This is a genomic window from Alcaligenes sp. SJTW-7, assembly GCF_047716895.1.
GTDB lineage: Bacteria > Pseudomonadota > Gammaproteobacteria > Burkholderiales > Burkholderiaceae_B > Alcaligenes > Alcaligenes ammonioxydans.
Genome location: NZ_CP136682.1, coordinates 1,759,607 through 1,782,877 on the forward strand (window position 1 = coordinate 1,759,607; position 23,271 = coordinate 1,782,877).

A 23,271-nucleotide genomic window follows, 5' to 3' on the forward strand; every position below is an offset into this window, starting at 1 on the left:
CGGCCCCGGTCTAGCCTACGTTCGCGATGGGCGCGTTGGTAAACCAGCGCCCAAGGCAGGCTGCCAATACCCGTTGCGGTTTCCCTGATATCTGTCATCAGACTCGTGGTGACAAAAACTTTTTTACCGGGATTGAAGTGGGGCTAGAACGGGCCTACGATCAGCGTACCCCCATGTCGCTGATGCCCTGCATCAAGATGTCCGGCAGAACAGCGGCCAATACGATCGGCACACTGGCGGTCATCTCGCAGTCCTCCACCGTCGCGAGTAACAGGCCTTAATCCACAATGTAGAGTTTGGCGCCTGTCTGGGTGGAGGAACGATGTGGCTCGGCATTATCAGCCACATGGTAGGACTGCCCCGCCCTTAACGTGAAGCGGCGCCCGTCTTGCAGCTCGGTGTCCAATTCGCCCTCCAGACACAGCAGCATATGGCCTTTGACACACCAGTGATCGGCCAGGTAACCGGGGCTGTATTCCACCATGCGTACACGAATGGGGCCAAACTGCTGGGTACGCCACAGGGCCATGCCGGTTTCGCCTTTGTGCTCTGTAGGGTTAATGTCGGACCAGTTGACGGTGCAAAAAGGTAAGTTCTGAATATCCATGTGTGGCTCCTTAAAGAGGAATGAGGTTCATGCTAGGCCTGTTCGAAAGATTTGATTTGCTGCCTTACGAATTTTGCCTGATACGGACGATTTCAATTTAGAAATTTGCTGATGTCACAAGTGCAGGGAGGCGAGGAATACTCGCGCTTAACAAGGGCACGACACGCTTTTGACGATTTTCAGCAGCCTGGGGCAGAAAAACTATCAGCTGGCGGGTAAAGCAGGCGAGCGTTGCGTCTTGGTTTATACCAATCGCAGCGCCACGCCTTATGAAATCATCACCAGGGTAGATGGTCTGGATGTTTTGTCGGGCAAGCCGGGCAGCCGCAGCTCTAAGGCTGATCTCTAGCAGGCTGGGGCCGTCTTGCGGATCGAGCGCCTTCCGTCCCTTCGTCAACAGAGCCGTCAGTGTTCGATGAGGGGACGCAGGACAATCGCGTAAATGTCAGAGCTCATAGCGGGAAAGTACGCGCTTGGAGCCCCGAAACGACTCTGTTAATGTGGGCCAGGATTTGTCACTTTGCAAGGACAAGCCATGCCGCCAGAGTTGATCCACCCCGAGCATTTTGTTCACGTTCGCATCATTATCGGTATGGTGCTGGGGATCAGCATTTCCCGTCTGATTGTGGGCGTCTCCGAGTTCATTCAGCATCCCAAAGCCAAACGCATCTACCCCATTCATATGGGGTGGGTGCTGTACCTGTTTCTGACGATTATCCATTTTTGGTGGTATGAGTTCAGCCTGGTCAAAGTGCAAGTCTGGTCCTTTCCGCTGTATTTTTTCCTGATTCTGTATACCTGCGTGTTTGCCATCATGGCCTCCTTGCTCTTTCCTTCCAGCCTGCAGGAGTATCGGGGCTTTGAGGATTACTTCCAGACTCGGCGGCGTTCGTTCTACGGTATTTTTGTACTCATCCAGATCATGGATTTGATCGACACCGCCATCAAGGGAGAAGCCTATTTTCTCAGTCTGGGACTGGAGTATCCCTTGCAGCAAACGGTATTTATTGTCATGGGGTTGATCGCGATGGTCGTGCCCAGCCAACGTTACCAGGCCGCTTTAGTTGTGTGGACGCTGCTTTATAAAGGGCTGTGGATTTTCCGCTTGTACGACATTTTGAATTAATGCCGCTCAGTGGCGTCCACCTGTTTTACGCGTGCTGGCCTGTTTGTCGGGTTTGATAACGTGGCTGGATGCTGTCAACGGAAAGGGCCGCGCAATGACGTTCTTTCGCTGAGCTGTCATTGAGGCTGGGCTAGAATTGCTTTTTCAGCTTTGTTCTTGGAGAGGGTGACGACATGAGTGGCTCCTTTACCTTTGTAGTGATGTTGGCGTTTTTGGCGGTGGTCGTGGTGATGGCCGGAGTCAAAGTAGTGCCTCAGGGGCAGCAATGGACGGTGGAACGCTTTGGTCGCTATACCCGTACGCTGACGCCGGGCCTGTCTTTATTGGTTCCGTTTATGGACCGTGTCGGCAGAAAACTCAAAATGATGGAATCCGTGCTGGATGTGCCGTCGCAAAACGTGATTTCTCGCGATAACGTGGCCGTTACCGCCGATGGTGTGGTGTTTTATCGCATCGACAATGCGGCTCAGGCAGCCTATGAAATTGATCACCTGGAAATGGCGATTGTGAATCTGACCACCACCAACCTGCGTTCGGTTCTGGGTTCGATGGAACTGGATCACATGCTGTCCAATCGCGAAGTGATCAACGATCGCCTGCTGGCAGCGGTGGATGCAGCGACGACACCTTGGGGCGTGAAGGTGACACGTGTTGAGATCCGTGACTTGAACATGGCGCCGGAATTGCAGGAAGCCATGAATTTGCAAATGACGGCGGAACGTCATCGCCGTGCGGTAGTGACCAAGGCCAGCGGGCAGAAAGAAGCCGAGGTCCTGCAGGCTGAAGGGGAAAAGCAGGCTGCTGTGCTGCGTGCCGAGGGTGAAAAGCAGTCGGCAATTCTACGGGCCGAGGCGCGTGAGCGTGAAGCCGAGGCGGAAGCGCGTGCCACCCGCGAGGTATCGGAGGCAATCAAAAGTGGGGACGTACAGGCTTTGCAGTACTTTGTGGGCCTGAAGTATGTGGAAGCGTTGCGGGACGTAGGCAATGGCCCCAATAGCAAGCTGGTATTGATGCCGTTGGAGGCCAGCGGCATTACCGGTGCCGTAGCCGGCGTCGCAGAGCTGTTAAAGTCCACCGCCGGTCACTCGGGCCAGGGTTAAACGCAGGGCGGAAGGAGGTGATCGTGTCGTTTATTTTCGATTCCTTTTGGATATGGTTGGTATCAGGCCTTGTCCTGATTGCCGCCGAGGTTGTCATCTCCGGCGTCTATCTGCTTTGGCTGGGGCTGGGGGCTCTGACCGTGGGCTTGTTTTCAGCCGCCTGGCCCCATGCTCCCGTGTGGTTGCAATGGGTGATTTTGGCGCTTGCGATGATTGGCTGGGTGGTCGTGGGCGTACGGTGGCAACGGCGCAGCCGGGCGAATCAACCCGACATGCTCAACACTGGCTTGAGTGCCTATGTCGGGGCGCGTGCGCAGGTGAGCGAAGGTTTTGTGAATGGCCGAGGTCGTATTCGGCTTAACGATAGTTATTACAGTGCTAGCGCGAGCCAGAGTCTGGAGCAGGGCGCTGTCGTAGTGGTCTTGGCGGTGGAAGGCGCTGAAATGCGTGTTCAGGCTGTTGAGCAGCATAAATAGGTACATGTAGAACCATGATGAATAATCGCTATGGAAAGTTGGCTTCCTTGGTGTATCACCTGGACAAGCCGGTAGGACGTTCTTTTGGAGATGTTGAGTATTATCTGGAGCGCTTGCGCGGTGTAAGCGGACCTGTTCTGGAGCCGGCAGTCGGTACGGGGCGCATGCTCATCCCCTTGTTACAGGCCGGGCTCGATGTCAGTGGCTTTGATATCTCTCAGGAAATGCTGGATTACTGCCAGCGAGAGCTGGAGCTTCGCTCCTTGACGGCGCGACTGGAGTTGGCGGGGTTTACGGATTACCGCGTCGATCGTCCTGTGGAGGCGATTGTGGTGCCGGCCGGCTCTTTTCAACTGCTGGACTCCTTTGAGCAGGGTTTGCTGGCCTTGCGCCGTTTTCATGCCAGTTTGAAGGTGGGTGGACGTTTATTGCTGGATCTGGACCCGGTGGCTGCTATTGTCAATGTGCAGCCCGGTTTGCGGACTTGGTCGGCCCCGCCAAACGGCTTGATTACCCTCAATGCGACCCCCTTGGAAAAGGATTATTGCGCGCAGCTTACGCGGGAAATGCATCGCTATGAGCTCTGGGAACATGGTGTTTTGCTGGAAACCCAGCTGGAGCAGTTTTCGCTGCGCTGGTGGGGGGTACAGGAGATGCGGATGGCGCTGGAGCAGGTCGGCTTTACCGAGATAAGCGTATCAGGTGGCTACCAGTATGGAAAAATGCCGCAGGACACTGACGGAATCATCTCGTTTGAAGCATACAAGCGCCAGGACTGAAATGCCGCTGTGCATGGCGGGGGCGATTTGTACTATCGTCCGTCGCGTGCAGGCAGGCCTGCGGGCAGAAGGGCTATTCTGGATTCAAGCCTTGTTTCTGCTTTTGATCTTCACGTTTGGTACGTCTGCATACAGTCAGCGCCTGATTCAAGATGAGCACGGCTGGGTTTATGTGAATCATCGCGGTGAAGCGCTGTTGCGACCCTTTATTTACGATAATGGCCCGGATTATTTCAAAGAAGGTTTGGCGCGTTTTGTGCATGACGGGAAGATGGGCTTTCACGACGAGGCCCTAAGGATCTGGGTCCCCGCCCGCTATGATTTTGCCTTTCCTTTTGTGAATGGCAAGGCTCAGGTTGGTATGGATTGTCACCGGGTGTCGGACGGAGAGCATCGTTCGGTGTACTGCCAGCATTGGGACAGCATTGTCCACCCCGTGCCAGGCTCAACCTTTGCGTCCGACCATTAGACGTTGCGCAGTACACTGCACGGCAGAACTTATCCGGAGAACATGATGAAAAGATGGGGAATCCTGGGACTTGTCAGCGTCTTGTCCGCCTGTGCAAATCAGCCAGCCAACCCGCCTGCCCTCGGTATGGCCAATCCCGCTTCGGCCTATTGTGTGGAAAAAGGAGGGCGCCTCGATATAGTGCAGACGGCGGCAGGGCAAGTGGGTATGTGTACCTTGCCTGATGGCAGCGTGATTGAAGAATGGGAATTGATGCGCCGTGACCATCCATCGCCGCAATCGTAATGTTTGATATTAAAAAGCCAGCAAATTGCTGGCTTTTATGTTTTTGATATCAAATGTGTGGCCTGACTTGGGGGCAAGCCTGTTTGTAGTGATGCGCCGCGTCCCAGCTGTGCTTCATCGCTTGAATTGCCCGGGTGTCGTAAATGGCCGTGGATCAGCGCTCAATACGAACTTCAAAATACGCTTCTGATTCACCCAAATCACGAAAACCATCGCTCATGGCGCGCGTGGCGGCAGCGATCCATTTCTTGGCCAAGGCAATATCTTCTCCAGACAATTCGGTCTCTGCGGTTTCTTCCGCCAGTTGCCAGGCACGGTAGGCCTGGACCACGGCCTCTGGGCCTTGCATGACTTTTTCTAAGCTGCGGCGAAATCGCTCCTCAGCCTCGCGGCGGCCGCGTTCAGTGATATCGGAAGGAGCGTCGTGCAAAGTGATGGTATAGGACATGATGCTTCTTTTTTTGCTGTATGGATGAACAGTAATTTAGCACGACTTTTTATCTTGGGCTAGATTTTTATGCGTCAGTCTACGCCATGAAAGCAAGCTGGTTTTATGGCTCTGGGCATGGCCGGTTGGGGTGGCGCCAGCAGCGGACTGAAAGCGCAGATCTGATTTTCTATCCTGGACCAAGAGAGGCCGCGGCTGGGTATACTGCTCCAGGCAGATTGGCGCTTTCTTATTCATGGCCGAGGTATACGGTGCAGCTTGTAGCAATTGGCAGTATTACCCTTGATATTGTGGTTTCAGGTATGCCGGCCGAGCTGGCGCGTGGTGACAAGCAGGAGGTGGGATCAATTGATCTGTATCCTGGCGGAGGCGCACTCAATGCGACAGCGAGTTTTATGGGCCAAGGCGAGACGGTCAGACTCGTGGGAGCGTTGGGCCGGGACGGCCTGGGTGCTCGTTTGCATGAGCATCTTGAACAATTAGGGGTGGCAGTCGGCAGTATCCAGTTCTGTCCCGATCAGCCAACCGGTAAAGCGATCGTTCTGGTCGAGCCGTCTGGTAGTGCGTCAGTATTGGCCCGTCGTGGGGCGAATGCCTGTTTGCGTGTGCAGGCGCAAGATCTGCTGGCCGATCTGGTTTATGTAGCCCCCTTGGCGCTGCAACCGATGGAAAGCCTGGCACAGGCTTTGTCTGGAAAAAGTGCCAATTCAAGTTGTTTGGTAGTCAACCCCAGTGTGGCCTGCTTACAGCATCAGGGTCAGGGGTTCAGGCAGGTTTATGCGCAGGCCGATGTGTTGGGCCTGAATGCCGTGGAGGCTCAAATGCTGGCCGGTGTTCAAGGCGCCGATATTCAACTGGACCTGTCGGTTCAGCACGCCTGTGCGCTGGCCAGCCGCCTGCAACATCATGCGCAACAAGCCTTGTTGATTACCTTGGGGGCACAGGGAGCTGTCTTGCTGTTCCAGGGGCAGCATTACGTACAGCCTGCTTGCAAGGTGACAGTGTGTTCTACCGTCGGAGCGGGCGATGCGTTTCTGTCCAGCTTTGCCTTGGCATGGAAACGTGGCGTAGGGCCGACTCGCGCCCTGACAGTGGCCAGTCAGGCCGCGGCAATGCGCTTGGAACAATGGGCCGCCAATGCGTTTCCTCCTCTGCTGGGAGAGGATGACAATGAAAGTCCTGTGCCCTAAATGGGATAACAGTTCATTTGATCGCGGGGAGGGGATATGGCAGCCATCGTCATTATTGTTAGCCTGTATCTGCTGGTAACGCTATTGTTGGGTGTGACACTGCGTTATACCCGCCCGAACAGCTGGAAGCGGGATACGGGTTTGTTGATGGTCACGCCTTTGGCGGTGCCGCTAGCCTATGCTGTCTACTCTCTGCTGACTGGATGGGGGCCCTGATATCCCTCTGGTTTGAAAGCCTGTTGGCGTCCTTTAAGCAGGTATACGCCGTTTATGCCGCAGAAGTAAATTGATGTTGCTTAATACAAGTCGTTGTGTCGTTCCTGTGCTGGAACTTGACAATCGTTGACTTCATGTTCGGAGCCTGGCCCGCTACCATAGTCCTAAGCTTGTTGTAAGTTGGACTTTGGGATGTACGCCATGATTAATGCCTCGAATCTGATCGATTATGTACCTATGGTATTAATGCTGGCCGGCTGCGGTATTTTAGGTTTCATTCTCCTGTCTTTCTGGCTGCATCGTTCGTAAGCCAGGCCTGACGCTGTTGCGTCTTGTCATAACCTGTCTCTTTTCAGGCATGATTTCAGCGCCTTTTTTGACTGAAGGTGTTGCTTTTGCTGCACGCTTGGCTGTGCCCGCTTTTCGTGCTGGACAAGTGTAGTAAGCTATTTCCACGATCTGTTTCGCGACTGGCGCACTCCGATTTTCGATCCTGCGCGTCGTAGCGATTGCCTGGACAGTCCCCATCTCGGAGGACATCTCAGACATCGGCAACCTTCAGATCAAGGAGAAGGAAATCATGTTTTTCCGCTTAGTTTCTGCCTGTGCAGGGTCTTTGATGCTGTCGGCATGTGCCAACTCTCCCCAAACCGTGGCCAAGCCTGTTGCCCAGACGAATCTGGCATCCTCTTTTTGTCAGCGCATGGGTGGGCAAACCATTGTTCATGAAAGCGAGAGTGGCGCTTATGGAACCTGTTTGATGAAAGATGGGTCGGAGTCGGAGGAGTGGGCGTTTTACCGTAGCTGGTATCCCCGTATGGATTGAATTCTTTTTCGAATGTGGTTTTTGTAGCGATACCGCATCGCGACGGCGGGGAAGGTGATAAACTTATCCAATCAAATGTGTTATTTGGGAAGCAGAATCTTATGAACTCAACGCGAACTACCCGTCGGCAAGTCTAGCCGTGGCCGCGTAGCGTTTCGTTTGCTTTTCAAGAACGTTCAATTCAAAAGCGCGGCTTTTTCAAGGCCGCGTTTTTTATTTCAGGAAGTGTTATGGTCCGAATCACACTGCCCGATGGCTCCCAGCGAGAGTTTGAGGGCCCGGTTTCCGTCAGCGAAGTGGCGAACTCGATTGGTACTGGCCTGGGCCGCGCGGCCCTGGCGGGTCGTGTCAGCACGCCAGGCACCGAGTCGCGGCTGGTGGATACCTCGTATGTGATTGACCAGGACAGCAATCTGGCCATCATTACCGCCAAGGACGCAGACGGCCTGGAGGTGATTCGTCACTCCACCGCTCACTTGTTGGCTTACGCGGTCAAGAGCTTGTTTCCAGACGCGCAGGTCACCATTGGCCCGGTGATCGACAATGGCTTTTACTACGACTTTTCCTACAAGCGTGCTTTCACGCCCGAGGACCTGGAAGCCATTGAAAAGAAAATGGCTGAACTGGCCAAGAAGGACGAAGTGGTCACCCGTGAGGAGTGGCTGCGTGACGATGCGGTCGAGTTCTTCAAAAGCATTGGTGAGGACTACAAGGCAGAAATCATTGCCTCCATCCCGTCCAACGAGCCCATCAGTCTGTATCGCGAGGGCGAGTTCATCGACTTGTGCCGTGGGCCGCACGTCCCATCGACGGGCAAGCTGAAAGTCTTCAAGCTGATGAAAGTCGCAGGGGCTTACTGGCGCGGTGACAGCAACAATGAAATGCTGCAGCGCATTTACGGTACGGCCTGGGCGAGCAAGGAAGACCAGCAAGCCTATCTGACCATGCTGGAGGAGGCCGAGCGCCGCGACCACCGCAAACTGGGGCGCGAACTGGACCTGTTCCACTTCCAGGAAGAAGCCCCCGGTCTGATTTTCTGGCACCCCAAAGGCTGGGTCATCTGGCAACAGGTCGAGCAATACATTCGTCGCGTGTATCAGGACAATGGTTATCAGGAAGTGAAAGCGCCGCAGATTCTGGATCTGTCGCTGTGGAAGAAAACAGGTCACTGGGATAACTATGCTGAAAATATGTTCACGACCGAGTCGGAGAATCGCGTTTATGGCCTAAAGCCCATGAACTGCCCCGGCCACGTGCAGATTTTCAATTCAGGTCTGCATTCCTACCGTGAGCTGCCTATTCGTTATGGCGAGTTCGGTCAGTGCCACCGTAATGAACCGTCGGGCGCCTTGCACGGCATGATGCGGGTGCGCGGATTTACACAAGACGACGGCCACATTTTCTGTACGGAAGACCAGTTGCAGGACGAATGCGCGGCGTTTACAGCCCAGTTGCAAGCGGTGTATGCGGACTTTGGCTTTACCGAGATTTTGTACAAGGTCGCTACTCGCCCTGAAAAGCGCATTGGTGACGATGCCGTCTGGGACAAGGCTGAGCAAGCCCTGATCGAGAGCTTGCGTCGTACCGGTTGCGAGTTCGAGATTTCGGAAGGCGAGGGGGCGTTTTACGGTCCGAAGATCGAGTACACCCTGAAAGACGCGATTGGCCGTCACTGGCAGTGCGGTACCATTCAGGTGGACTTCTCCATGCCGGCCCGTCTCGGGGCCGAGTATGTGGATGCTCAGGACCAGCGACGCGTGCCTGTTATGTTGCACCGTGCTATTTTGGGGTCGTTTGAGCGCTTTATTGGCATGTTGATTGAAAACCATGCCGGCGCCTTGCCTGCCTGGCTGGCGCCAGAGCACGTGGTGGTATGCTGCATTTCAGAAAGCTCGGCTGATTATGCCCAGTCCGTCGCCCAAAATCTGAAGAAAATGGGATTTCGTGCCTCCTCTGATTTGCGCGGTGAAAAAATCACTCGTAAAATCCGTGAGCACAGTATGCAAAAAGTGCCCTATATTCTGGTCGTGGGTGAAAAAGAGCGTGAGAACGGTGCCGTTGCCGTACGTGCACGCGGTGGCGTGGACTTGGGCGTCATGCCGGTAGCCGATTTTTCAGCACGATTGAAACAAGAGATCGATAGCCGTCAATAAAACAGGAACGCTATCGTTTTTATCGACATTTTTAGGAGTTTTCGACATCGCAACCGAGAAAAAACATCGCATCAATGGTGAAATTCGTATTCCAGAGGTGCGACTCATTGGAGTCGAGGGTGAGCAGCTAGGTATCGTCAAGGTACCTGACGCCTTGGCTATGGCAGAACAGCACGATGTGGATCTGGTGGAAATCGCCCCTGCGGCTGTGCCACCGGTGTGCCGCTTGATGGATTACGGCAAGTTCCGCTATCAGGAGCAAAAACGCCAACAGGAAGCCAAGGCCAAGCAAAAAATCATTCAGATCAAGGAAGTCAAATTCCGTCCCGGAACGGATGAAGGCGACTACCAGGTCAAGCTGCGCAACGTGAAACGTTTTATTGACGATGGCGACAAGGTTAAGGTGACTTTGCGTTTCCGTGGTCGTGAGATGGCTCACCAGGAATTGGGGATGCGCGTGCTGGAGCGGATTCGCGACGAAGTTAGCGAAATCTGTCAGGTTGAAGCGATGCCCAAGCTGGAAGGCCGTCAAATGGTCATGGTTCTCGCGCCTCGCAAGAAAGCGTCCTGATCGTTTTGCGCGATACTGCCTGGGCCTGCCCAGGAGCATTATGCGTTGCCCGATTCGCTCCCAAGTAGCGAGTCGGGCACAATCGCCTTTGCAGCTGGTTTGCAAAGGCGTTTTTCTCTAGGTGTGACATGCACGTTCTATTCATCATTGATCCCTTGCCCAGCCTGTCGGCTTACAAGGATTCCTCCGTTGCCATGATGCGTGCATTCCTGGCGCGTGGTCATCGCGTCAGCGTGACCTTGCAGTCTGATCTGTATATCGCCCAAAGCCGGGTTCGTACGCGCAGCCAGGCTGTCAGCATTGCTGCGGATGCCGATTTGCGTGCACCTGCGTGGTGGAGTCATCCCGAACAGGCCATCGAGCAGGAGCTCAATGCCTTTGACGCAGTGATCATGCGCAAGGACCCGCCTTTCGATATGGAGTACGCCTATTCCACGCACCTGCTCAGTTTTGCGCAGGAGCAAGGGGCCAAGGTCTTCAATTCAGGGGCAGCCATTCGCAATCACCCTGAAAAACTCGCCATTACCGAATTTCCACAGTTCACACCGCCTACCCTGGTCACCCGTGATATGGGTCGCTTGCGCGCCTTTCACCAAGAGCATCAAGATGTGATCGTCAAACCGCTGGACGGTATGGGCGGCATGGGTATTTTCCGTTTGCAGGATCCCGAACCCAATCTGGGTGCCATCCTGGAAACGCTGACTGCCAATGGTACGCAAACCATTATGGCGCAGCGCTACATTCCGGAGATTGTCAAGGGGGATAAGCGCATCCTCATTATTGACGGCGAGCCTGTGCCTTACGCCCTGGCCCGTATCCCTCTGGCTGGCGAAACGCGTGGCAATCTGGCGGCCGGTGGTCGCGGGGTTGCTCAGCCCTTGTCCGAGCATGACTGGCATATTGCCCGCACCTTGGGACCGGTGCTGGCGGCCCGTGGTTTGCTGCTGATCGGCCTGGATGTGATTGGTGACTACGTCACGGAAATCAATGTGACCAGCCCAACCTGTTTTGTCGAAATTACCGAGCAGACAGGCTTTGATGTGGCACAGCGCTTTGTCCAGGCTGTCGAGAAAGCGACGGGACGCGCGTGATCCGCCTAGCCTTGATTATGCATGAGCCCCTGGCCAGTGCGTTTGCCAGTTGCGCCGAGCACGTTCTGGGCGAGAAGCCCGATCTGTTTGTCTTTGATATTCAGGCGGACGAATGCACGGACACGGCGGTAGAGCGCTTGCTGGGGCAATTACACACGCAGGCGCCAGATGCCGTGGCGACCTTGATTCTGTGTGATCTGTATGGCGCCACTCCGTTTAATGTGGCGCGCCGGGTCCAGCAGGCTTTACAGGATCAGGGACAGGGCGCCTATTTATTGACCGGCACCAATATGTGCATGGTATTGAAAGCTTTGACCGAGCGACGCGACAATCCGGAGCAATTCGCTCAGGATGTCATGGCAGGCGCATTGCGTGGCATTATTCACGCCGACTGCCATTGCTGATTTTGAATTTTCACTTTCATTTTTCCAGTTGCCTCTATGCCCAGCGTATCCATCACGATCAGTAATAAATTAGGTCTTCATGCACGGGCAGCGGCCAAGCTTACGCAATTGGCCGGCCGTTACAGCAGTGAGATTTTTATCGCACGTGGCTCTCAGCGTGTGAATGCAAAAAGTATTATGGGTGTCATGATGCTGGCCGCCGGAATGGGCGTCACGGTGGTGGTTGATGCCCAGGGCGATGACGCCGATCAGGCCCTGAATGATATCCAGGCGTTGTTTGACGCCAAGTTTGGTGAAAACGAATAAGGAACCACACCGGTCATGAATAGTGCTGCTGCTCGAACCCCCGCGTCTGATTTGTCCGCGATGTTTACCGCTCAAGGTCAAGCAGTCGGCAAGGGGTACGCCATTGCCAAGGCGGTGGTGATGAGCGCAGCTGCCTTGGAAGTTCCTCATTACCGGATTGCCGCCGAGGACGTGGATTCCGAATGTCAGCGTTTGCTGAGCGCCATGGCCGGTACGCGTGATGAACTGCGCACCATGGTGGACCAGTTGCCGGTGGATGCGCCGCGTGAGCTGGCGCCTATTTTGACGGTGCACAGCCTCTTGCTGGACGACCCCATGTTGACGCAGCAAACCTGTGCCATCATTGCCGAGCGTCACTACAACGCCGAATGGGCCTTGACCTCGCAGGGCCAGATGCTGGTCGAACAGTTTTCGCAGATGGAAGATGAATATCTGCGTGAGCGTGGTGCCGATGTGCGTCAGGTGATTGAACGGGTGCTGCGTGTCCTGGCTGGCAAACCCGCCATGCTGCCCGGCTTTGCCGCCGCTCACGAAGAGCCGCTGATTGTCGTGGCGCGTGATATTTCGCCTGCGGATATGTTGCGTTTGCGGGGAGGCCATTTTGCCGCCTTCCTGACTGATCTTGGCGGGCCGACCTCTCACACAGCCATTGTGGCTCGTAGTCTGGGCGTTCCGGCCGTTGTGGGTCTGGGCAGTTTTCGTAGTTTGATCCGCGATGGGGACTATCTGATTGTGGACGGCTTTTCAGGCGCCGTCATAGTGAATCCCTCCGAGCAGGTTCTGAGCGAATACCGGGAGCGGCAGGAAGCCTATCTCCGTGAACGTGCCGAGCTCCAGGCGCTGCTGGACGCCCCTGCGATGACTCTGGATGGTATTAATGTACGGCTCGAAGCCAATATCGAACTTCCCGAGGAGGCCGAGCTTGCCTTGAAAGCGGGCGCCGATGGCATTGGTTTGTTCCGTAGTGAGTTTTTGTTCATGGGGCGCACGGATTTGCCTTCTGAGCAGGAGCAGTATGAGGCGTATTCCCGCGTGGTCAAAGCCATGCAGGGCAAAGTTGTCACGATCCGCACACTGGATATTGGCGCCGACAAGACCTTGGATGGGGACGCGACGGTGGCGACCAATCCTGCCTTGGGCTTGCGCGCCATTCGCTACTGCCTGGATCGACCAGAAATGTTTGCCACGCAGTTGCGGGCCTTGTTACGTGCCAGCCAGCATGGGCAGATTCGTATCCTGATTCCCATGATCTCGTCCATGAACGAGGTGTACGCCAGCCGGCAGGCCATTGAAGCGGCTGCCCGCGAACTGGAGAAATCCGGCACGCCGTTTGCACGTAATTATTTGCTGGGGGCCATGGTTGAAGTGCCCGCCATTGCCATTGCTATCGAACCTTTCGTGCAGGAGCTCGATTTCCTGTCGATCGGTACCAACGACCTGATTCAGTATGTGTTGGCCGTCGATCGGGGCGATGCTGAAGTGGCCAATTTGTACGACCCCATGCACCCCGCTGTTTTGCGTTTGATTGCGCATACGATCAACGCCGCTGACCGCGCCGGCAAGCCAGTGGCTATCTGCGGCGAGATGGCCGGCGATGCTTCCGTGACCCGGATGCTGCTCGGGCTGGGTCTGAAAGAATTCTCCATGCATCCGCAGCAATTGCTGGATGTCAAAAAGGAAGTGCGTCTATCGCATTCCAACGCATTGCGTGTGAAAGTGGCCAGTGCCTTAAACCGCGCCGAGCGCATCGATTTGGCCACCTTAGCTGCCTAAGTAGTTGAAAATAGGTCTATTTAATTTGGTAAATATGTAACAAACCCCGGCTGTGATCCTATGAGGGATTCTATTTGTAACAGCGCATCAAAGCCGAGCTAGTCGCTAGGTGCTTGTTGTTAAAGGGTTTGTCATCCCGCTTGCACGATATCGTCAGATTCATTGAAATCAGGATTTACACTAATAGATTGGTCTGTGTGCCCAGCACCGATAGAATGGCTCTTAGGGGAGTTGTAACAGACCCAAGGCCGAGCTGGCAGTCGCAACAGATCTCGGCCCATTCTATCTAGCGACCTTGGAATAGTAGGAAGGAAATCTTATGAAACTGACTCGTGCTCATTTTGCTGTCATGGCCGCTGCTGCTTCGATGACTCTGCTGGCTGCGTGTTCCAAAGAGGACGATAAAGCCGCTACGAGTGCACCACCTGCTCCTGTTGCTGCTCCACAATCGACAGCGCCTGCCACCACTCCACCTGCACCAGAGGCTGACAAGACCTTGGAGCAGAGAACGGAAGAGCTGAAGAAGGATGCGGATAAAGTTGCTGAAGACGTCAAAAAAGACGCAGAGAAGCAGGAAGAAAACGCCAAGGAAAATCTCCATAACCTGAAGGAAGACGCCAAGGCAGCGGGTGATGCAGTTGCTGAGAAAGCCGTTGAGGCTAAAGATGCCATGGCCGACGCTGCCAGCCGTACAGGCGATGCCATTAAAGAAGGTGCTGCCAAAGCGGACAGCGCTATTCAGAGCAAGCTGGGCAATGGCGTAGATTCCTCGCCTTCTACTGTGCCTTCTGAACAGTCCAAGCCTTAAGGTTTGAATTAATCGGTCGCTTTTGCGGCCAGATGCAAAAAGCGGGTGCCTTCGGTACCCGCTTTTTCTATACTGCTGTTAGTGTCACTAATTTCAGGAGAGGACCATGATTAATCGTAGCGAGTGGCTGGAAGATCTGCAAAAAAATGTCTCGGAGCTGATCGCCAAAAGCCCGGCTGCCGATATTGAGCGCAATGTTAAAGCCTTTATGGGACAGGCTTTCAATCGCATGGACCTGGTGACTCGTGAAGAGTTCGATACCTACAAGTTGATGCTCGAACGCGCTCTGGCTCGTGTGGCCGCTTTGGAAACCCGCTTGCAAGCCCTTGAAGGACGTCAGGCACCGGTAGTCCAGGACAAGGGCGAGGTCCCTGAGCAAGCGGACAGCCAAGGCTGATTACGGCATTTGAATCCTACCGTCAGGCCTGGGGGCACACCATTGGCCAGCCCCTTTTTTACTGCTGTTTTTCTGGTCGTGACCGGGGTGTGCGCCGCATTGCATGTGTGGAAGGTCCCCCCGGCTTTGCCTTTTATGCAGCGGGAATTGGGGATGGACTTGGTGCAGTCCGGCTTCTTGCTGGCCAGTGTGCAAATGGCCGGCATGTTGCTCGGGCTGTGCATTGGTCTGATTTCCGAGAAGATTGGTCTGCGCCGCTGCATTGTGACGGGGCTGGGTATTTTGTCTCTGGCTTCGCTGCTGGGCTCTCTGTCCGACCATAGCACGCCGGTATTGCTCGGTCGCATGATCGAAGGCTGTGGCTTTCTGATGGTGGTGTTGCCCATCCCGGCCCTGATTAAACGTATTACGGTTGCGGCACGCTTGAGCCGAGTCATGGGTTGGTGGGGGTGTTATATGCCTGCCGGCGCGGTCTTGATGCTGTGGGCTGGCGCTGCCTGGCTGGCAGTGGGCTCCTGGCGCACCTTGTGGGTGGTTCTAGGCATACTGACAGCCATCTTTATGGTTTTGACCTTTCTTCTTGTGCCCCCCGATTCTCAGACTCAAGCCAAGCGTGCAGTGCAGCACACTGTGGCGCTTCGCTGGTCCAGTCTGTTGCGCACGACCTTAAGCTCGGGCCAGGTTTGGTTGCTGGCTTTGGCCTTTGGCGTGTACGCGGCGCAATGGGCGGCAGTCGTGGGTTTTATGCCCACTATTTATAACCAGGCAGAGATAGCAGTCGGTACCGCCGGTTTGCTGACGGCCTCGATTGCTGCGGGGAATGTTATCGGCAATCTGGGGGCAGGGCGCTGTTTGCATGCGGGTATCCCGCCTCATAGATTGTTGCAAGCAGGCTACCTGGGCATGATTGCGTGTGCGGTCCTTGCGTTTGGACTGACACAAAGCTTGGTGGTTCAGTTTGTCGCCATCCTGGTGTTCTCGATTGTGGGCGGCTTGATTCCCGCGACTTTGTTTTTTCTGGCCGTCACGGCCGCGCCTTCCCCGGAGACGACGTCCACGTCGGTGGGCTGGGTGCAGCAATGCTCTTCACTGGGTCAATTTGTAGGGCCGCCTGTCGTGGCTTCAGTCGTGCATATGTTGGGCGGGTGGCAGTGGGCGTGGGTCGCGACAGTCAGCTTTGCAATTTTGGGTTTGATCATTGCCTGGCGTCTGTCCCGATTGGGTTTGCCTGGCAGCCGTTAAGTTTTGCTCTGATCAAGGTCAGATTGCATGATGCAGATAGTCAAGGGGCCCGTGCCGTCAGGCGGGCTCTGTTTTTTTTTGAGGGGAAGGCAGCATGCTCGTCAGTAACGTCCAGATCACAAGAGATGAGTTGGCCGATCTGGTGGCCGGCGCCCATGCGTCTTTGAGTTTTGAGAACTGTATTTTTGATGATGAGGACCTGTCGGGGCTGGAGCTGGAAGGTTTGCTGTTTTCGGGTTGCAGTTTTTTGAGAACCTGCTTTACACGAGCCCATTTGCAAGACACGGTCTGGCAGCGTTGCAAGCTGAGTCAGTCAGATTTCAGCTTGGCGGACCTTAGTTCGGCCCGTTTTAGGGCTTGTGATCTGCACGTGAGCAAGTGGCTAGGCACTCGGATTGCCTCCTTGCAAATCGAGGACTCCAAGTTGAGCGCTGCGGTTTTCAACGAAACCCGTGGTTTGGACCTGAGGCTGCGTGAGTGCAAGCTAGTGGGTGCTACGTTGCGCGCGATTAGTTTCCGCAAGCAAAATCTGGTGCAACTGGATTTCTCCGATGCGGACCTCGGTGGCTGCGATTTCCAGGATGCCGTCTTTGAGGGCGGCAGTTTGCGCGGGGCCAGCCTGCGTGGGACCTGCTTTAAGGGGGCAGATTTGCGCAGTGTGGAGTTGGGCAGTATTAGCTTTTATGACTTGAACCACTCTTTTCAAGGTGCGTGTCTGTCGGTGGAACAGGCGGTCGGGCTAGTCAGTTCCATGGGGGTGCGGGTGCAGTAGGGGCAGCGTTGCGTACAAGTACGCAGTGATCAAGTCAGAGCCGCCATCTGGCACTTTCTTCCTTGGCTGGGCAAGCTATCTGTTTGCCTCAGGATAGGGGAAAGGTCTATGTCCTTGGCCGTGTTGAACAGTTGTGCCTTGTCGGGCCTGGATGTAATCGATGTGCGGGTTGAGGCGCATGTCGCTCCGGGCTTGCCCGCTTTTCATATTGTTGGTTTGCCGGATGCTGGTATCCGGGAAAGTCGGGAGCGAATACGTGCCGCTTTGCAAGCCAGCGGTTTTGATTTTCCCGCTGCCCGACTGACAATCAATCTGGCTCCGGCCGATCTGCCCAAAGATTCGGGGCGCTTTGATCTACCGGTGGCGTTGGCAATTTTGCTGGCCAGCGGCCAGCTTAGCCGCTGTGATGATGGACAGCGTGAGCAGGCGATTACGGGTTTGGAGCGCTATGTCATGGCCGGTGAGCTGTCCTTGACGGGCGCAGTGGTTCCTGTTCAAGGCGCGCTGACGATTGCGTTGGGAATGGCGCGGCGGCATCCAGCGCCTTGTTTGCTTTTGCCAAGACACAGCGCGGAGGTGGCGGCCCATGTGCCGGAACTGCAGGTTCGAGGTGTGGCGAGCCTGGCCGAGGCAGCCGCTTATCTGCGGGGTGATAAAGAGCTTGAGCCAGCTTTGGCTCAGCCCTGGCCAGAGGAGCACACTTACGATCCGTCGCTTTGCCTGTCTGATGTACGTGGACAGCCTTTGGCCTGTCGTGCTTTGGAAGTAGCAGCGGCCGGTGGTCACAGCCTTTTGTTGAACGGCTCGCCGGGTGTAGGAAAAACCATGTTGGCTCAACGTCTGCCCGGCCTGTTGCCCGATCTGGATCGCTATGCCCAACTCGAAGTGGCGGCCTTGTACTCTTTTGTTCAGGAGCGGGATTTTTACAGCCGACGCCCTCCGTTTCGTGCCCCGCATCACAGTGTGTCTACGCCAGCCCTGATTGGCGGGGGCAGCCGCCCCCGGCCGGGGGAGGTTTCTCTGGCGCACCAGGGCGTGCTGTTTCTAGATGAGCTGCCCGAGTTCAGCCGACGTTCACTGGAGGCGCTGCGCGAGCCCCTGGAGCAAGGCTGCGTACATATCTCCCGTGCACAGAAGCAGGCGGTCTTTCCGGCCCAATTTCAATTAGTGGCCGCGATGAACCCTTGTCCATGTGGCTGGGCGGCCAGTCGGCATCGGGCATGCCGTTGCTCGCCCGCTCAACGAGAACAATATCGGCAACGTTTGTCCGGCCCCATGTTGGACAGGATTGATCTCTTGGTCACCTTGAGCGAGTCCGGGGCGCAGAGCGATCATGAAGCGACGCCATCCGCTCAGGTCAGGTTACGCGTGCAGGAGGCGATCGAAAGGCAAGTGAGGCGTCAGGCGGTGCGCAATGCCCGCTTGCCGGTGTCGGGCTTGAAAGCGCATGTCGGCCTGTCTGCAGATGCCATGGCTTTGCTGAGCAGCGCGCGCAAGCGCTGGCATTGGTCGGAAAGAGTGCAGGGCAGGGTGCTGCGAGTGGCGCGTACGATTGCGGATCTGGCGGGCGTGGACCAGCTGACCCGCTCCCATATTGCGGAGGCGCTACAGTTCCGCCCGGATTTACCTTAAGCCTGCTGGGCTACAAGAAGACCGTGATGGCGGTTGAACATGGACGGGTGCCGCCCGCTTCAAGGACGATGTGGAAAATTCCCGAAGGGGGCGGTTCGCTGACGTTCGCACTGGGCGGATAGGGGGAGAACGAATAACCCTGTTTGTTTACAGGCCAGCTCTACAGACACATGAGCACCGTGTCGGGCCGTGATACGGTGTTGCTGGGTAGACAGTGGGTGTGGCAGGGACTGGTTTTATTGAGGGCCTGTCAGCAACGACCTGGCTATAAAAAACCGGGGTCTGTCTGGACAATTTTCCAGGAATCATCCTATAATCAAGAGCTTTTCCCCTGTTTGGATTTGTTCTTGCAGCGGGCAAAGAAAAAAATAAGTGCCTGTTTTGGGTCATACAAGTGCGTGCCAGTTTCTTTGGCGGCCACCCGCAGACACAAATTAGTCGAGTAATTTCATGCCTAAAATGAAAACCAAAAAAAGCGCTTCCAAGCGCTTTGTGGTTCGTGGTAGCGGTTCCATCAAGCGGGGCCAAGCGTTCAAGCGTCACATTCTGACCAAGAAGACGACCAAGAACAAACGTCAGTTGCGCGGTGCCGTCGAGGTTCATAAAGCCGACGTCGCTTCCGTAAAAGCAATGATGCCTTTCGCTTGATTAGGGAGAATCGAACATGTCACGAGTAAAACGCGGTGTTAACGCACGCGCACGCCACAAGAAAGTCATTGCCCAGGCCAAAGGTTTTCGCGGTCGTCGCGGTAATGTATTCCGTATAGCCAAACAGGCTGTCATGAAGGCAGGTCAGTATGCCTACCGTGACCGCCGTAACAAGAAACGTGTATTCCGCTCGCTGTGGATTACCCGTATCAACGCAGCTTGCCGCGAACTGGACATGAGCTACAGCCAGTTTATCGCCGGCCTGAACAAAGCCTCCATCGCTTTGGACCGTAAGGTTCTGGCTGACTTGGCTGTTAAAGACAAGGCAGGTTTTGCTGCTATTGTTGCACAGGCTAAGAACGCTCTGGCTGCTTAAGCGGTATCTGACTGTATAGTTCACAAACGGGGCCTTTGGGGCTCCGTTTGTTTTTGGAAAGTAACACGCCATGACTTCCTCCCACGACGATCTGATCGCCCAGGCTCGGGCCTTGTTTGAGCAGTCTCAGGACGCCGCCTCGCTGGAAAACGCCAAAGCCCGCTTTTTGGGCAAACAAGGTGCCATCACCGCCTTGATGAAAGGCCTTGCCCAGATGGAGCCGGAGCAGAAAAAAGCAGCAGGCGCCAGCATTAATGTGCTCAAGCGCGAAATTGAGGATTTGCTCAATGATCGTCGTGCTGCCTTGGCGGCAGAACAATTGAACCAACGTCTGGCTCAAGAACAGATTGATGTGACTCTGCCTGGCCGTGGACGGGGCACCGGCGGCATTCATCCGGTCATCCAGACCTGGCAGCGAGTCGAGGCCATTTTCCGCTCTATCGGTTTTGATGTGGCGGACGGCCCTGAAATCGAAAATGACTGGACCAATTTTACCGCTCTGAACAATCCAGAGAATCACCCGGCCCGCTCAATGCAGGATACGTTCTATATCGATATGAACGACGAGCAGGGTCTGCCTTATTTGCTGCGCACACACACCAGCCCCATGCAGGTGCGATACGCGCGCATGAACCAGGCCCCGATCAAGGTTATTGCCCCTGGGCGCACTTATCGCGTTGACAGTGATGCCACTCACTCGCCCATGTTCCATCAGGTCGAAGGCTTGTGGATTGCCGAGGATATTTCCTTTGCGGATCTGAAAGGCGTCTACACGAATTTTCTGCGCGCTTTTTTTGAAAGCGACGATCTGGTCGTGCGTTTTCGACCTTCTTTTTTCCCCTTTACCGAGCCATCCGCCGAGATTGACATGATGTTCTCCTCCGGTCCCAATAAGGGCCGTTGGCTGGAAATCTCGGGCTCCGGGCAGGTTCACCCGCAAGTGGTGCGCAATTTCGGTTTGGACCCCGAGCGTTACATTGGTTTCGCTTTTGGTTCCGGGCTGGAGCGCCTGACTATGTTGCGCTATGGTGTTAACGATTTACGCCAGTTCTTTGAAGGCGATCTGCGCTTTCTGAAGCAATTCAATCGTTGATTCCTGTTTCGCGCCGCTGGGCCTGACAGGCCCGGTCGGTTCCGGTATACACCGTTTTACGTCTCCATCTTTGCATCATGTTATTTTCCGAATCGTGGCTGCGCCGCTTTGTGAATCCCAAACTGGGAACTGAAGAACTGGGTCATCAACTGACGATGGCTGGCCTGGAGGTTGAAGAAATTCAAGCCGCCGCGCCAGCGTTCGAGAATGTTGTCGTTGGCTTTATTGCCGAGATTGCCCCTCATCCCGACGCTGACCGCCTGCGCGTGTGCCAGGTCGATGACGGCTCGGGCAAGCTGCTGCAGATTGTGTGCGGTGCCCCCAACGCGGCTCAAGGCATCAAGATCCCGGTCGCTCGTGTTGGCGCAACGCTGCCTGGTGGCATGAAAATTGGCCCGGTCAAAATGCGTGGTGTGGAATCCGCCGGCATGTTGTGCTCGGGTCGCGAGCTGGGTCTGTCGCAAGATCACGATGGTTTGCTGGTACTGGATACGGACGCACCCGTGGGGCAAAGCCTGCGTGAGCTGCTGGATCTGGACGACCAGATTATCGAATTGAAATTGACGCCTAACCGTGCGGACTGCCTGTCCGTGCTGGGCGTGGCGCGTGAAGTGGCCGCTCTGACGGGCGAACCATTGACACTGCCCGACTTCACTCCTGTTCCTGTCACGATTGAAGATCGCGTTTCCGTTACCGTGAAAGACGCTGATCTGTGTGGCCGTTTTGCCGGTCGTGTGATTCGTGGCGTCAATGCGCGTGCGAAAACCCCGGACTGGATGAAAACCCGTCTGGAGCGTAGTGGCCAGCGTTCGATCTCTGCTTTGGTGGACATCTCCAATTACGTCATGCTGGAGCTGGGCCGTCCTACGCACGTGTTCGATTTGCAGCACGTACAGTCTGGCCTGGAAGTGCGTTGGGCACGTAAAGGCGAACAACTGGAGCTGCTGAGCGGTTTGAACGTCGAGCTGGATACCGATGTTGGCGTGATCGCGGTTAACGATGTAGTGCAAAGCATGGCCGGTATCATGGGCGGCGAACAAAGTGCCGTCACGCTGGACACGACAGATGTGTATCTGGAAGGGGCTTTCTGGTGGCCGGAAGCCATCATGGGCCGTGCCCGTCGCTATAAATTTTCATCGGACGCCAGCCATCGTTTTGAGCGGGGCGTGGACTTTGATTCCATTACCCAGCATCTGGAGCGCACCACCGCCTTGATACTGGAAATTTGTGGTGGTCAGGCTGGCCCCCTGGATGACCAGATTGTGGCCCTGCCGGAGCGCAAGCCTGTCGCCATGCGTCTGGAGCGCTGTCGTCGTGTGCTGGGCATCGCTTTGGAGCAGGATCAGGTCGAGAGCATCTTTACCCGCCTGGGCCTGAGCTTTTCGGTCGCCGACGGTGTGTTTACCGTCACGCCGCCCAGCTACCGTTTTGACTTGACGATCGAAGAGGATCTGATCGAGGAAGTCGCTCGTATTTATGGCTTTGAAAATATCCCTGATCTTCCTCCAGTCGCCGCAGCCCACATGCGCGTTCCTGAGGAAGCCCTGCGCGGTCCGCATGCCTTGCGTGCTGTCATGGCGGGGCAGGACTACCAGGAAGTCATCAATTTTTCCTTTGTGCAAGAGTCCTGGGAAAAAGGGATCAACGGGCAGGCTGACCCGATTCGCTTGCTCAATCCGATTGCCAGTCAGTTGGCTGTCATGCGCACCAGTTTGATCCCTGGTTTGTTGGCCAATATCGAACACAATGCCAACCGCCGGCAGTCTCGTGTGCGGGTTTTTGAATTTGGCCGTGTTTTCCTGCGGGATGCTTCGCAAGAAAATGGCGCATTGACAGTGGCCGGCATCCATCAGCCGAACCGCATTGCGGCGGCGGCCTGGGGTTCTGTCGTGAGTGAGCAATGGGGCCAAGCCGACCGCCCTGTGGATTTCTTTGATGTCAAACGGGACCTGGAGACCTTGCTGGGTCAACGGGCTGCTCACGTACGGTTTGAACCTGAAGTTCATCCGGCCTTGCATCCTGGTCGTAGCGCCAGTGTGAAGCTGGAGGGTAAAACCATAGGCTGGATTGGTGAAGTCCATCCCCAGTGGTTGGGTGAGTTTGGTCTGAACCAGGCCCCGGTGGTTTTTGAGGTGGATGTCGAGGCGATTTCGCGTGACGACGTGGTGCATGCCCAGGAGATCTCCAAGCAGCCCGTGGTGCAGCGTGATCTGGCAGTTTGGGTCAATAAAGACGTATCCTATCAAGCGGTGCTGGATACGCTCAATCAAGTGCGCCGCAGCGTAGCATCCGCGGCAATTGTCAAAGACATTCAGTTGTTTGACGTCTGGCGTGACAAGAACGATGCGTCGGAAAAGAGTCTGGCCATTCGTTTCTGGCTGCAGGACAGCGCAAGCACGCTGGATGATGAGCGTGTCGAGCAATGCCTGGAAGCATTGCTGGCGGCACTGGTATCCGCGCATGGTGCACGGGCACGGGCATAA

At 55.5% G+C, this 23,271-nt stretch carries 28 protein-coding genes; 26 read left to right on the top strand and 2 right to left on the bottom strand.

The genetic code is table 11. The features are described 5' to 3' along the window. The first annotated feature begins 26 nt into the window (after positions 1–26). On the top strand, positions 27–281 hold the full coding sequence (locus RSQ48_RS07920; protein WP_219235979.1) for a hypothetical protein: 255 nt from the start codon (positions 27–29) through the stop codon (positions 279–281). Here the strand turns inward: RSQ48_RS07920 and RSQ48_RS07925 are convergent. After that, positions 278–607, bottom strand: coding sequence for a DHCW motif cupin fold protein (locus RSQ48_RS07925; RefSeq protein WP_003800408.1), 330 nt, complete (start codon positions 605–607; stop codon positions 278–280). The two genes, RSQ48_RS07920 and RSQ48_RS07925, sit on opposite strands and share 4 nt — an antisense overlap. A 169-nt stretch (positions 608–776) precedes the next feature. On the opposite strand from RSQ48_RS07925, the gene RSQ48_RS07930 reads away from it, so the two are divergent. The 7 genes from RSQ48_RS07930 (at position 777) to RSQ48_RS07960 (ending at position 4,842) form a co-directional block, all read left to right on the top strand. Then, positions 777–956, top strand: a complete 180-nt coding sequence (locus tag RSQ48_RS07930) for a hypothetical protein (RefSeq protein WP_219235981.1) — start codon at positions 777–779, stop codon at positions 954–956. Positions 957–1,142: 186 nt separating this feature from the next. Next, entirely contained in the window at positions 1,143–1,733 is a 591-nt protein-coding gene (locus RSQ48_RS07935; protein WP_230406293.1) for a hypothetical protein, read from the top strand. Positions 1,734–1,906: 173 nt separating this feature from the next. After that, positions 1,907–2,833, top strand: coding sequence for an SPFH domain-containing protein (locus tag RSQ48_RS07940; RefSeq protein WP_003800403.1), 927 nt, complete (start codon positions 1,907–1,909; stop codon positions 2,831–2,833). Between the two features lie 23 nt (positions 2,834–2,856). Next, positions 2,857–3,309, top strand: coding sequence for an NfeD family protein (locus RSQ48_RS07945; protein ID WP_240208734.1), 453 nt, complete (start codon positions 2,857–2,859; stop codon positions 3,307–3,309). A 14-nt stretch (positions 3,310–3,323) separates the two neighbouring features. Further along, a complete protein-coding gene (locus RSQ48_RS07950; protein WP_415302317.1) occupies positions 3,324–4,088 on the top strand; it encodes a class I SAM-dependent methyltransferase in 765 nt (254 codons plus the stop codon). 1 nt (position 4,089) lies between these two features. Beyond that, positions 4,090–4,557, top strand: a complete 468-nt coding sequence (locus RSQ48_RS07955) for a WG repeat-containing protein (protein ID WP_415302318.1) — start codon at positions 4,090–4,092, stop codon at positions 4,555–4,557. 42 nt (positions 4,558–4,599) lie between these two features. Then, positions 4,600–4,842, top strand: coding sequence for a DUF333 domain-containing protein (locus RSQ48_RS07960; RefSeq protein ID WP_415302319.1), 243 nt, complete (start codon positions 4,600–4,602; stop codon positions 4,840–4,842). Between the two features lie 154 nt (positions 4,843–4,996). Here the strand turns inward: RSQ48_RS07960 and RSQ48_RS07965 are convergent, their stop codons facing one another. Further along, positions 4,997–5,290, bottom strand: a complete 294-nt coding sequence (locus RSQ48_RS07965) for a hypothetical protein (RefSeq protein ID WP_003800394.1) — start codon at positions 5,288–5,290, stop codon at positions 4,997–4,999. A gap of 251 nt (positions 5,291–5,541) precedes the next feature. Between RSQ48_RS07965 and RSQ48_RS07970 the strand changes: the two genes are divergently transcribed. The 18 genes from RSQ48_RS07970 to pheT all read left to right on the top strand — a co-directional run bounded on the left by RSQ48_RS07970 (position 5,542) and on the right by pheT (position 23,271). Continuing rightward, positions 5,542–6,480 (top strand): carbohydrate kinase family protein, encoded by a 939-nt coding sequence (locus RSQ48_RS07970; RefSeq protein ID WP_157784334.1) that lies wholly within the window; start codon positions 5,542–5,544, stop codon positions 6,478–6,480. A 36-nt stretch (positions 6,481–6,516) separates the two neighbouring features. Beyond that, positions 6,517–6,696 carry a hypothetical protein gene (locus RSQ48_RS07975; protein ID WP_039943019.1) on the top strand — a complete coding sequence of 60 codons (180 nt, stop codon included), beginning with the start codon at positions 6,517–6,519 and terminating at the stop codon, positions 6,694–6,696. Between the two features lie 580 nt (positions 6,697–7,276). After that, positions 7,277–7,522: a DUF333 domain-containing protein gene (locus RSQ48_RS07980; RefSeq protein WP_003800390.1), complete on the top strand. Its 246-nt coding sequence runs from the start codon at positions 7,277–7,279 to the stop codon at positions 7,520–7,522. A gap of 230 nt (positions 7,523–7,752) precedes the next feature. Next, positions 7,753–9,675, top strand: coding sequence for a threonine--tRNA ligase (thrS, locus tag RSQ48_RS07985; RefSeq protein ID WP_059317680.1), 1,923 nt, complete (start codon positions 7,753–7,755; stop codon positions 9,673–9,675). Positions 9,676–9,721: 46 nt separating this feature from the next. After that, entirely contained in the window at positions 9,722–10,246 is a 525-nt protein-coding gene (infC, locus tag RSQ48_RS07990; RefSeq protein WP_080584954.1) for a translation initiation factor IF-3, read from the top strand. Positions 10,247–10,374: 128 nt separating this feature from the next. Beyond that, positions 10,375–11,337 carry a glutathione synthase gene (gshB, locus tag RSQ48_RS07995; protein ID WP_059317679.1) on the top strand — a complete coding sequence of 321 codons (963 nt, stop codon included), beginning with the start codon at positions 10,375–10,377 and terminating at the stop codon, positions 11,335–11,337. Further along, complete coding sequence (locus tag RSQ48_RS08000; protein WP_415302320.1) at positions 11,334–11,741, top strand: PTS sugar transporter subunit IIA; 408 nt, start codon at positions 11,334–11,336, stop codon at positions 11,739–11,741. The genes gshB and RSQ48_RS08000 overlap by 4 nt, the downstream gene beginning before the upstream one ends. A gap of 36 nt (positions 11,742–11,777) precedes the next feature. Next, positions 11,778–12,047: an HPr family phosphocarrier protein gene (locus RSQ48_RS08005; protein WP_003800381.1), complete on the top strand. Its 270-nt coding sequence runs from the start codon at positions 11,778–11,780 to the stop codon at positions 12,045–12,047. Positions 12,048–12,107: 60 nt separating this feature from the next. Beyond that, a complete protein-coding gene (ptsP, locus tag RSQ48_RS08010) occupies positions 12,108–13,820 on the top strand; it encodes a phosphoenolpyruvate--protein phosphotransferase (protein WP_193353485.1) in 1,713 nt (570 codons plus the stop codon). Between the two features lie 319 nt (positions 13,821–14,139). Next, the gene (locus tag RSQ48_RS08015) at positions 14,140–14,628 is read left to right on the top strand and encodes a hypothetical protein (RefSeq protein ID WP_003800375.1); all 489 of its coding nucleotides are present in this window, start codon (positions 14,140–14,142) and stop codon (positions 14,626–14,628) included. A gap of 106 nt (positions 14,629–14,734) precedes the next feature. Continuing rightward, positions 14,735–15,025, top strand: coding sequence for an accessory factor UbiK family protein (locus RSQ48_RS08020; protein ID WP_003800374.1), 291 nt, complete (start codon positions 14,735–14,737; stop codon positions 15,023–15,025). A 42-nt stretch (positions 15,026–15,067) separates the two neighbouring features. Continuing rightward, positions 15,068–16,267: a CynX/NimT family MFS transporter gene (locus tag RSQ48_RS08025; protein WP_003800372.1), complete on the top strand. Its 1,200-nt coding sequence runs from the start codon at positions 15,068–15,070 to the stop codon at positions 16,265–16,267. Between the two features lie 94 nt (positions 16,268–16,361). Beyond that, a complete protein-coding gene (locus tag RSQ48_RS08030) occupies positions 16,362–17,039 on the top strand; it encodes a pentapeptide repeat-containing protein (RefSeq protein WP_003800370.1) in 678 nt (225 codons plus the stop codon). 108 nt (positions 17,040–17,147) lie between these two features. Continuing rightward, complete coding sequence (locus RSQ48_RS08035; protein WP_415302321.1) at positions 17,148–18,671, top strand: YifB family Mg chelatase-like AAA ATPase; 1,524 nt, start codon at positions 17,148–17,150, stop codon at positions 18,669–18,671. Positions 18,672–19,121: 450 nt separating this feature from the next. After that, positions 19,122–19,319, top strand: a complete 198-nt coding sequence (gene rpmI, locus RSQ48_RS08040) for a 50S ribosomal protein L35 (RefSeq protein WP_003800367.1) — start codon at positions 19,122–19,124, stop codon at positions 19,317–19,319. Positions 19,320–19,335: 16 nt separating this feature from the next. Beyond that, positions 19,336–19,695, top strand: a complete 360-nt coding sequence (gene rplT, locus RSQ48_RS08045; protein WP_003800365.1) for a 50S ribosomal protein L20 — start codon at positions 19,336–19,338, stop codon at positions 19,693–19,695. Between the two features lie 70 nt (positions 19,696–19,765). After that, complete coding sequence (gene pheS / locus RSQ48_RS08050) at positions 19,766–20,788, top strand: phenylalanine--tRNA ligase subunit alpha (RefSeq protein ID WP_003800363.1); 1,023 nt, start codon at positions 19,766–19,768, stop codon at positions 20,786–20,788. Positions 20,789–20,865: 77 nt separating this feature from the next. Next, positions 20,866–23,271, top strand: coding sequence for a phenylalanine--tRNA ligase subunit beta (pheT, locus tag RSQ48_RS08055; RefSeq protein WP_219235987.1), 2,406 nt, complete (start codon positions 20,866–20,868; stop codon positions 23,269–23,271).

Bases quoted from the DNA above. Each gene is read 5' to 3' on its own strand.
- rplT (WP_003800365.1), top strand. From the start codon at position 19,336: ATGTCACGAGTAAAACGCGGTGTTAACGCACGCGCACGCCACAAGAAA.
- pheT (WP_219235987.1), top strand. From the start codon at position 20,866: ATGTTATTTTCCGAATCGTGGCTGCGCCGCTTTGTGAATCCCAAACTG.
- RSQ48_RS07965 (WP_003800394.1), bottom strand. From the start codon at position 5,290: ATGTCCTATACCATCACTTTGCACGACGCTCCTTCCGATATCACTGAA.
- RSQ48_RS07980 (WP_003800390.1), top strand. From the start codon at position 7,277: ATGTTTTTCCGCTTAGTTTCTGCCTGTGCAGGGTCTTTGATGCTGTCG.
- RSQ48_RS07940 (WP_003800403.1), top strand. From the start codon at position 1,907: ATGAGTGGCTCCTTTACCTTTGTAGTGATGTTGGCGTTTTTGGCGGTG.
- pheS (WP_003800363.1), top strand. From the start codon at position 19,766: ATGACTTCCTCCCACGACGATCTGATCGCCCAGGCTCGGGCCTTGTTT.
- RSQ48_RS08035 (WP_415302321.1), top strand. From the start codon at position 17,148: ATGTCCTTGGCCGTGTTGAACAGTTGTGCCTTGTCGGGCCTGGATGTA.
- RSQ48_RS08030 (WP_003800370.1), top strand. From the start codon at position 16,362: ATGCTCGTCAGTAACGTCCAGATCACAAGAGATGAGTTGGCCGATCTG.
- RSQ48_RS07925 (WP_003800408.1), bottom strand. From the start codon at position 607: ATGGATATTCAGAACTTACCTTTTTGCACCGTCAACTGGTCCGACATT.
- RSQ48_RS08020 (WP_003800374.1), top strand. From the start codon at position 14,735: ATGATTAATCGTAGCGAGTGGCTGGAAGATCTGCAAAAAAATGTCTCG.
- RSQ48_RS08015 (WP_003800375.1), top strand. From the start codon at position 14,140: ATGAAACTGACTCGTGCTCATTTTGCTGTCATGGCCGCTGCTGCTTCG.
- RSQ48_RS07950 (WP_415302317.1), top strand. From the start codon at position 3,324: ATGATGAATAATCGCTATGGAAAGTTGGCTTCCTTGGTGTATCACCTG.
- RSQ48_RS07920 (WP_219235979.1), top strand. From the start codon at position 27: ATGGGCGCGTTGGTAAACCAGCGCCCAAGGCAGGCTGCCAATACCCGT.
- RSQ48_RS07955 (WP_415302318.1), top strand. From the start codon at position 4,090: ATGCCGCTGTGCATGGCGGGGGCGATTTGTACTATCGTCCGTCGCGTG.
- RSQ48_RS07935 (WP_230406293.1), top strand. From the start codon at position 1,143: ATGCCGCCAGAGTTGATCCACCCCGAGCATTTTGTTCACGTTCGCATC.
- RSQ48_RS07975 (WP_039943019.1), top strand. From the start codon at position 6,517: ATGGCAGCCATCGTCATTATTGTTAGCCTGTATCTGCTGGTAACGCTA.
- thrS (WP_059317680.1), top strand. From the start codon at position 7,753: ATGGTCCGAATCACACTGCCCGATGGCTCCCAGCGAGAGTTTGAGGGC.
- rpmI (WP_003800367.1), top strand. From the start codon at position 19,122: ATGCCTAAAATGAAAACCAAAAAAAGCGCTTCCAAGCGCTTTGTGGTT.
- RSQ48_RS07960 (WP_415302319.1), top strand. From the start codon at position 4,600: ATGATGAAAAGATGGGGAATCCTGGGACTTGTCAGCGTCTTGTCCGCC.
- RSQ48_RS08005 (WP_003800381.1), top strand. From the start codon at position 11,778: ATGCCCAGCGTATCCATCACGATCAGTAATAAATTAGGTCTTCATGCA.
- ptsP (WP_193353485.1), top strand. From the start codon at position 12,108: ATGTTTACCGCTCAAGGTCAAGCAGTCGGCAAGGGGTACGCCATTGCC.
- gshB (WP_059317679.1), top strand. From the start codon at position 10,375: ATGCACGTTCTATTCATCATTGATCCCTTGCCCAGCCTGTCGGCTTAC.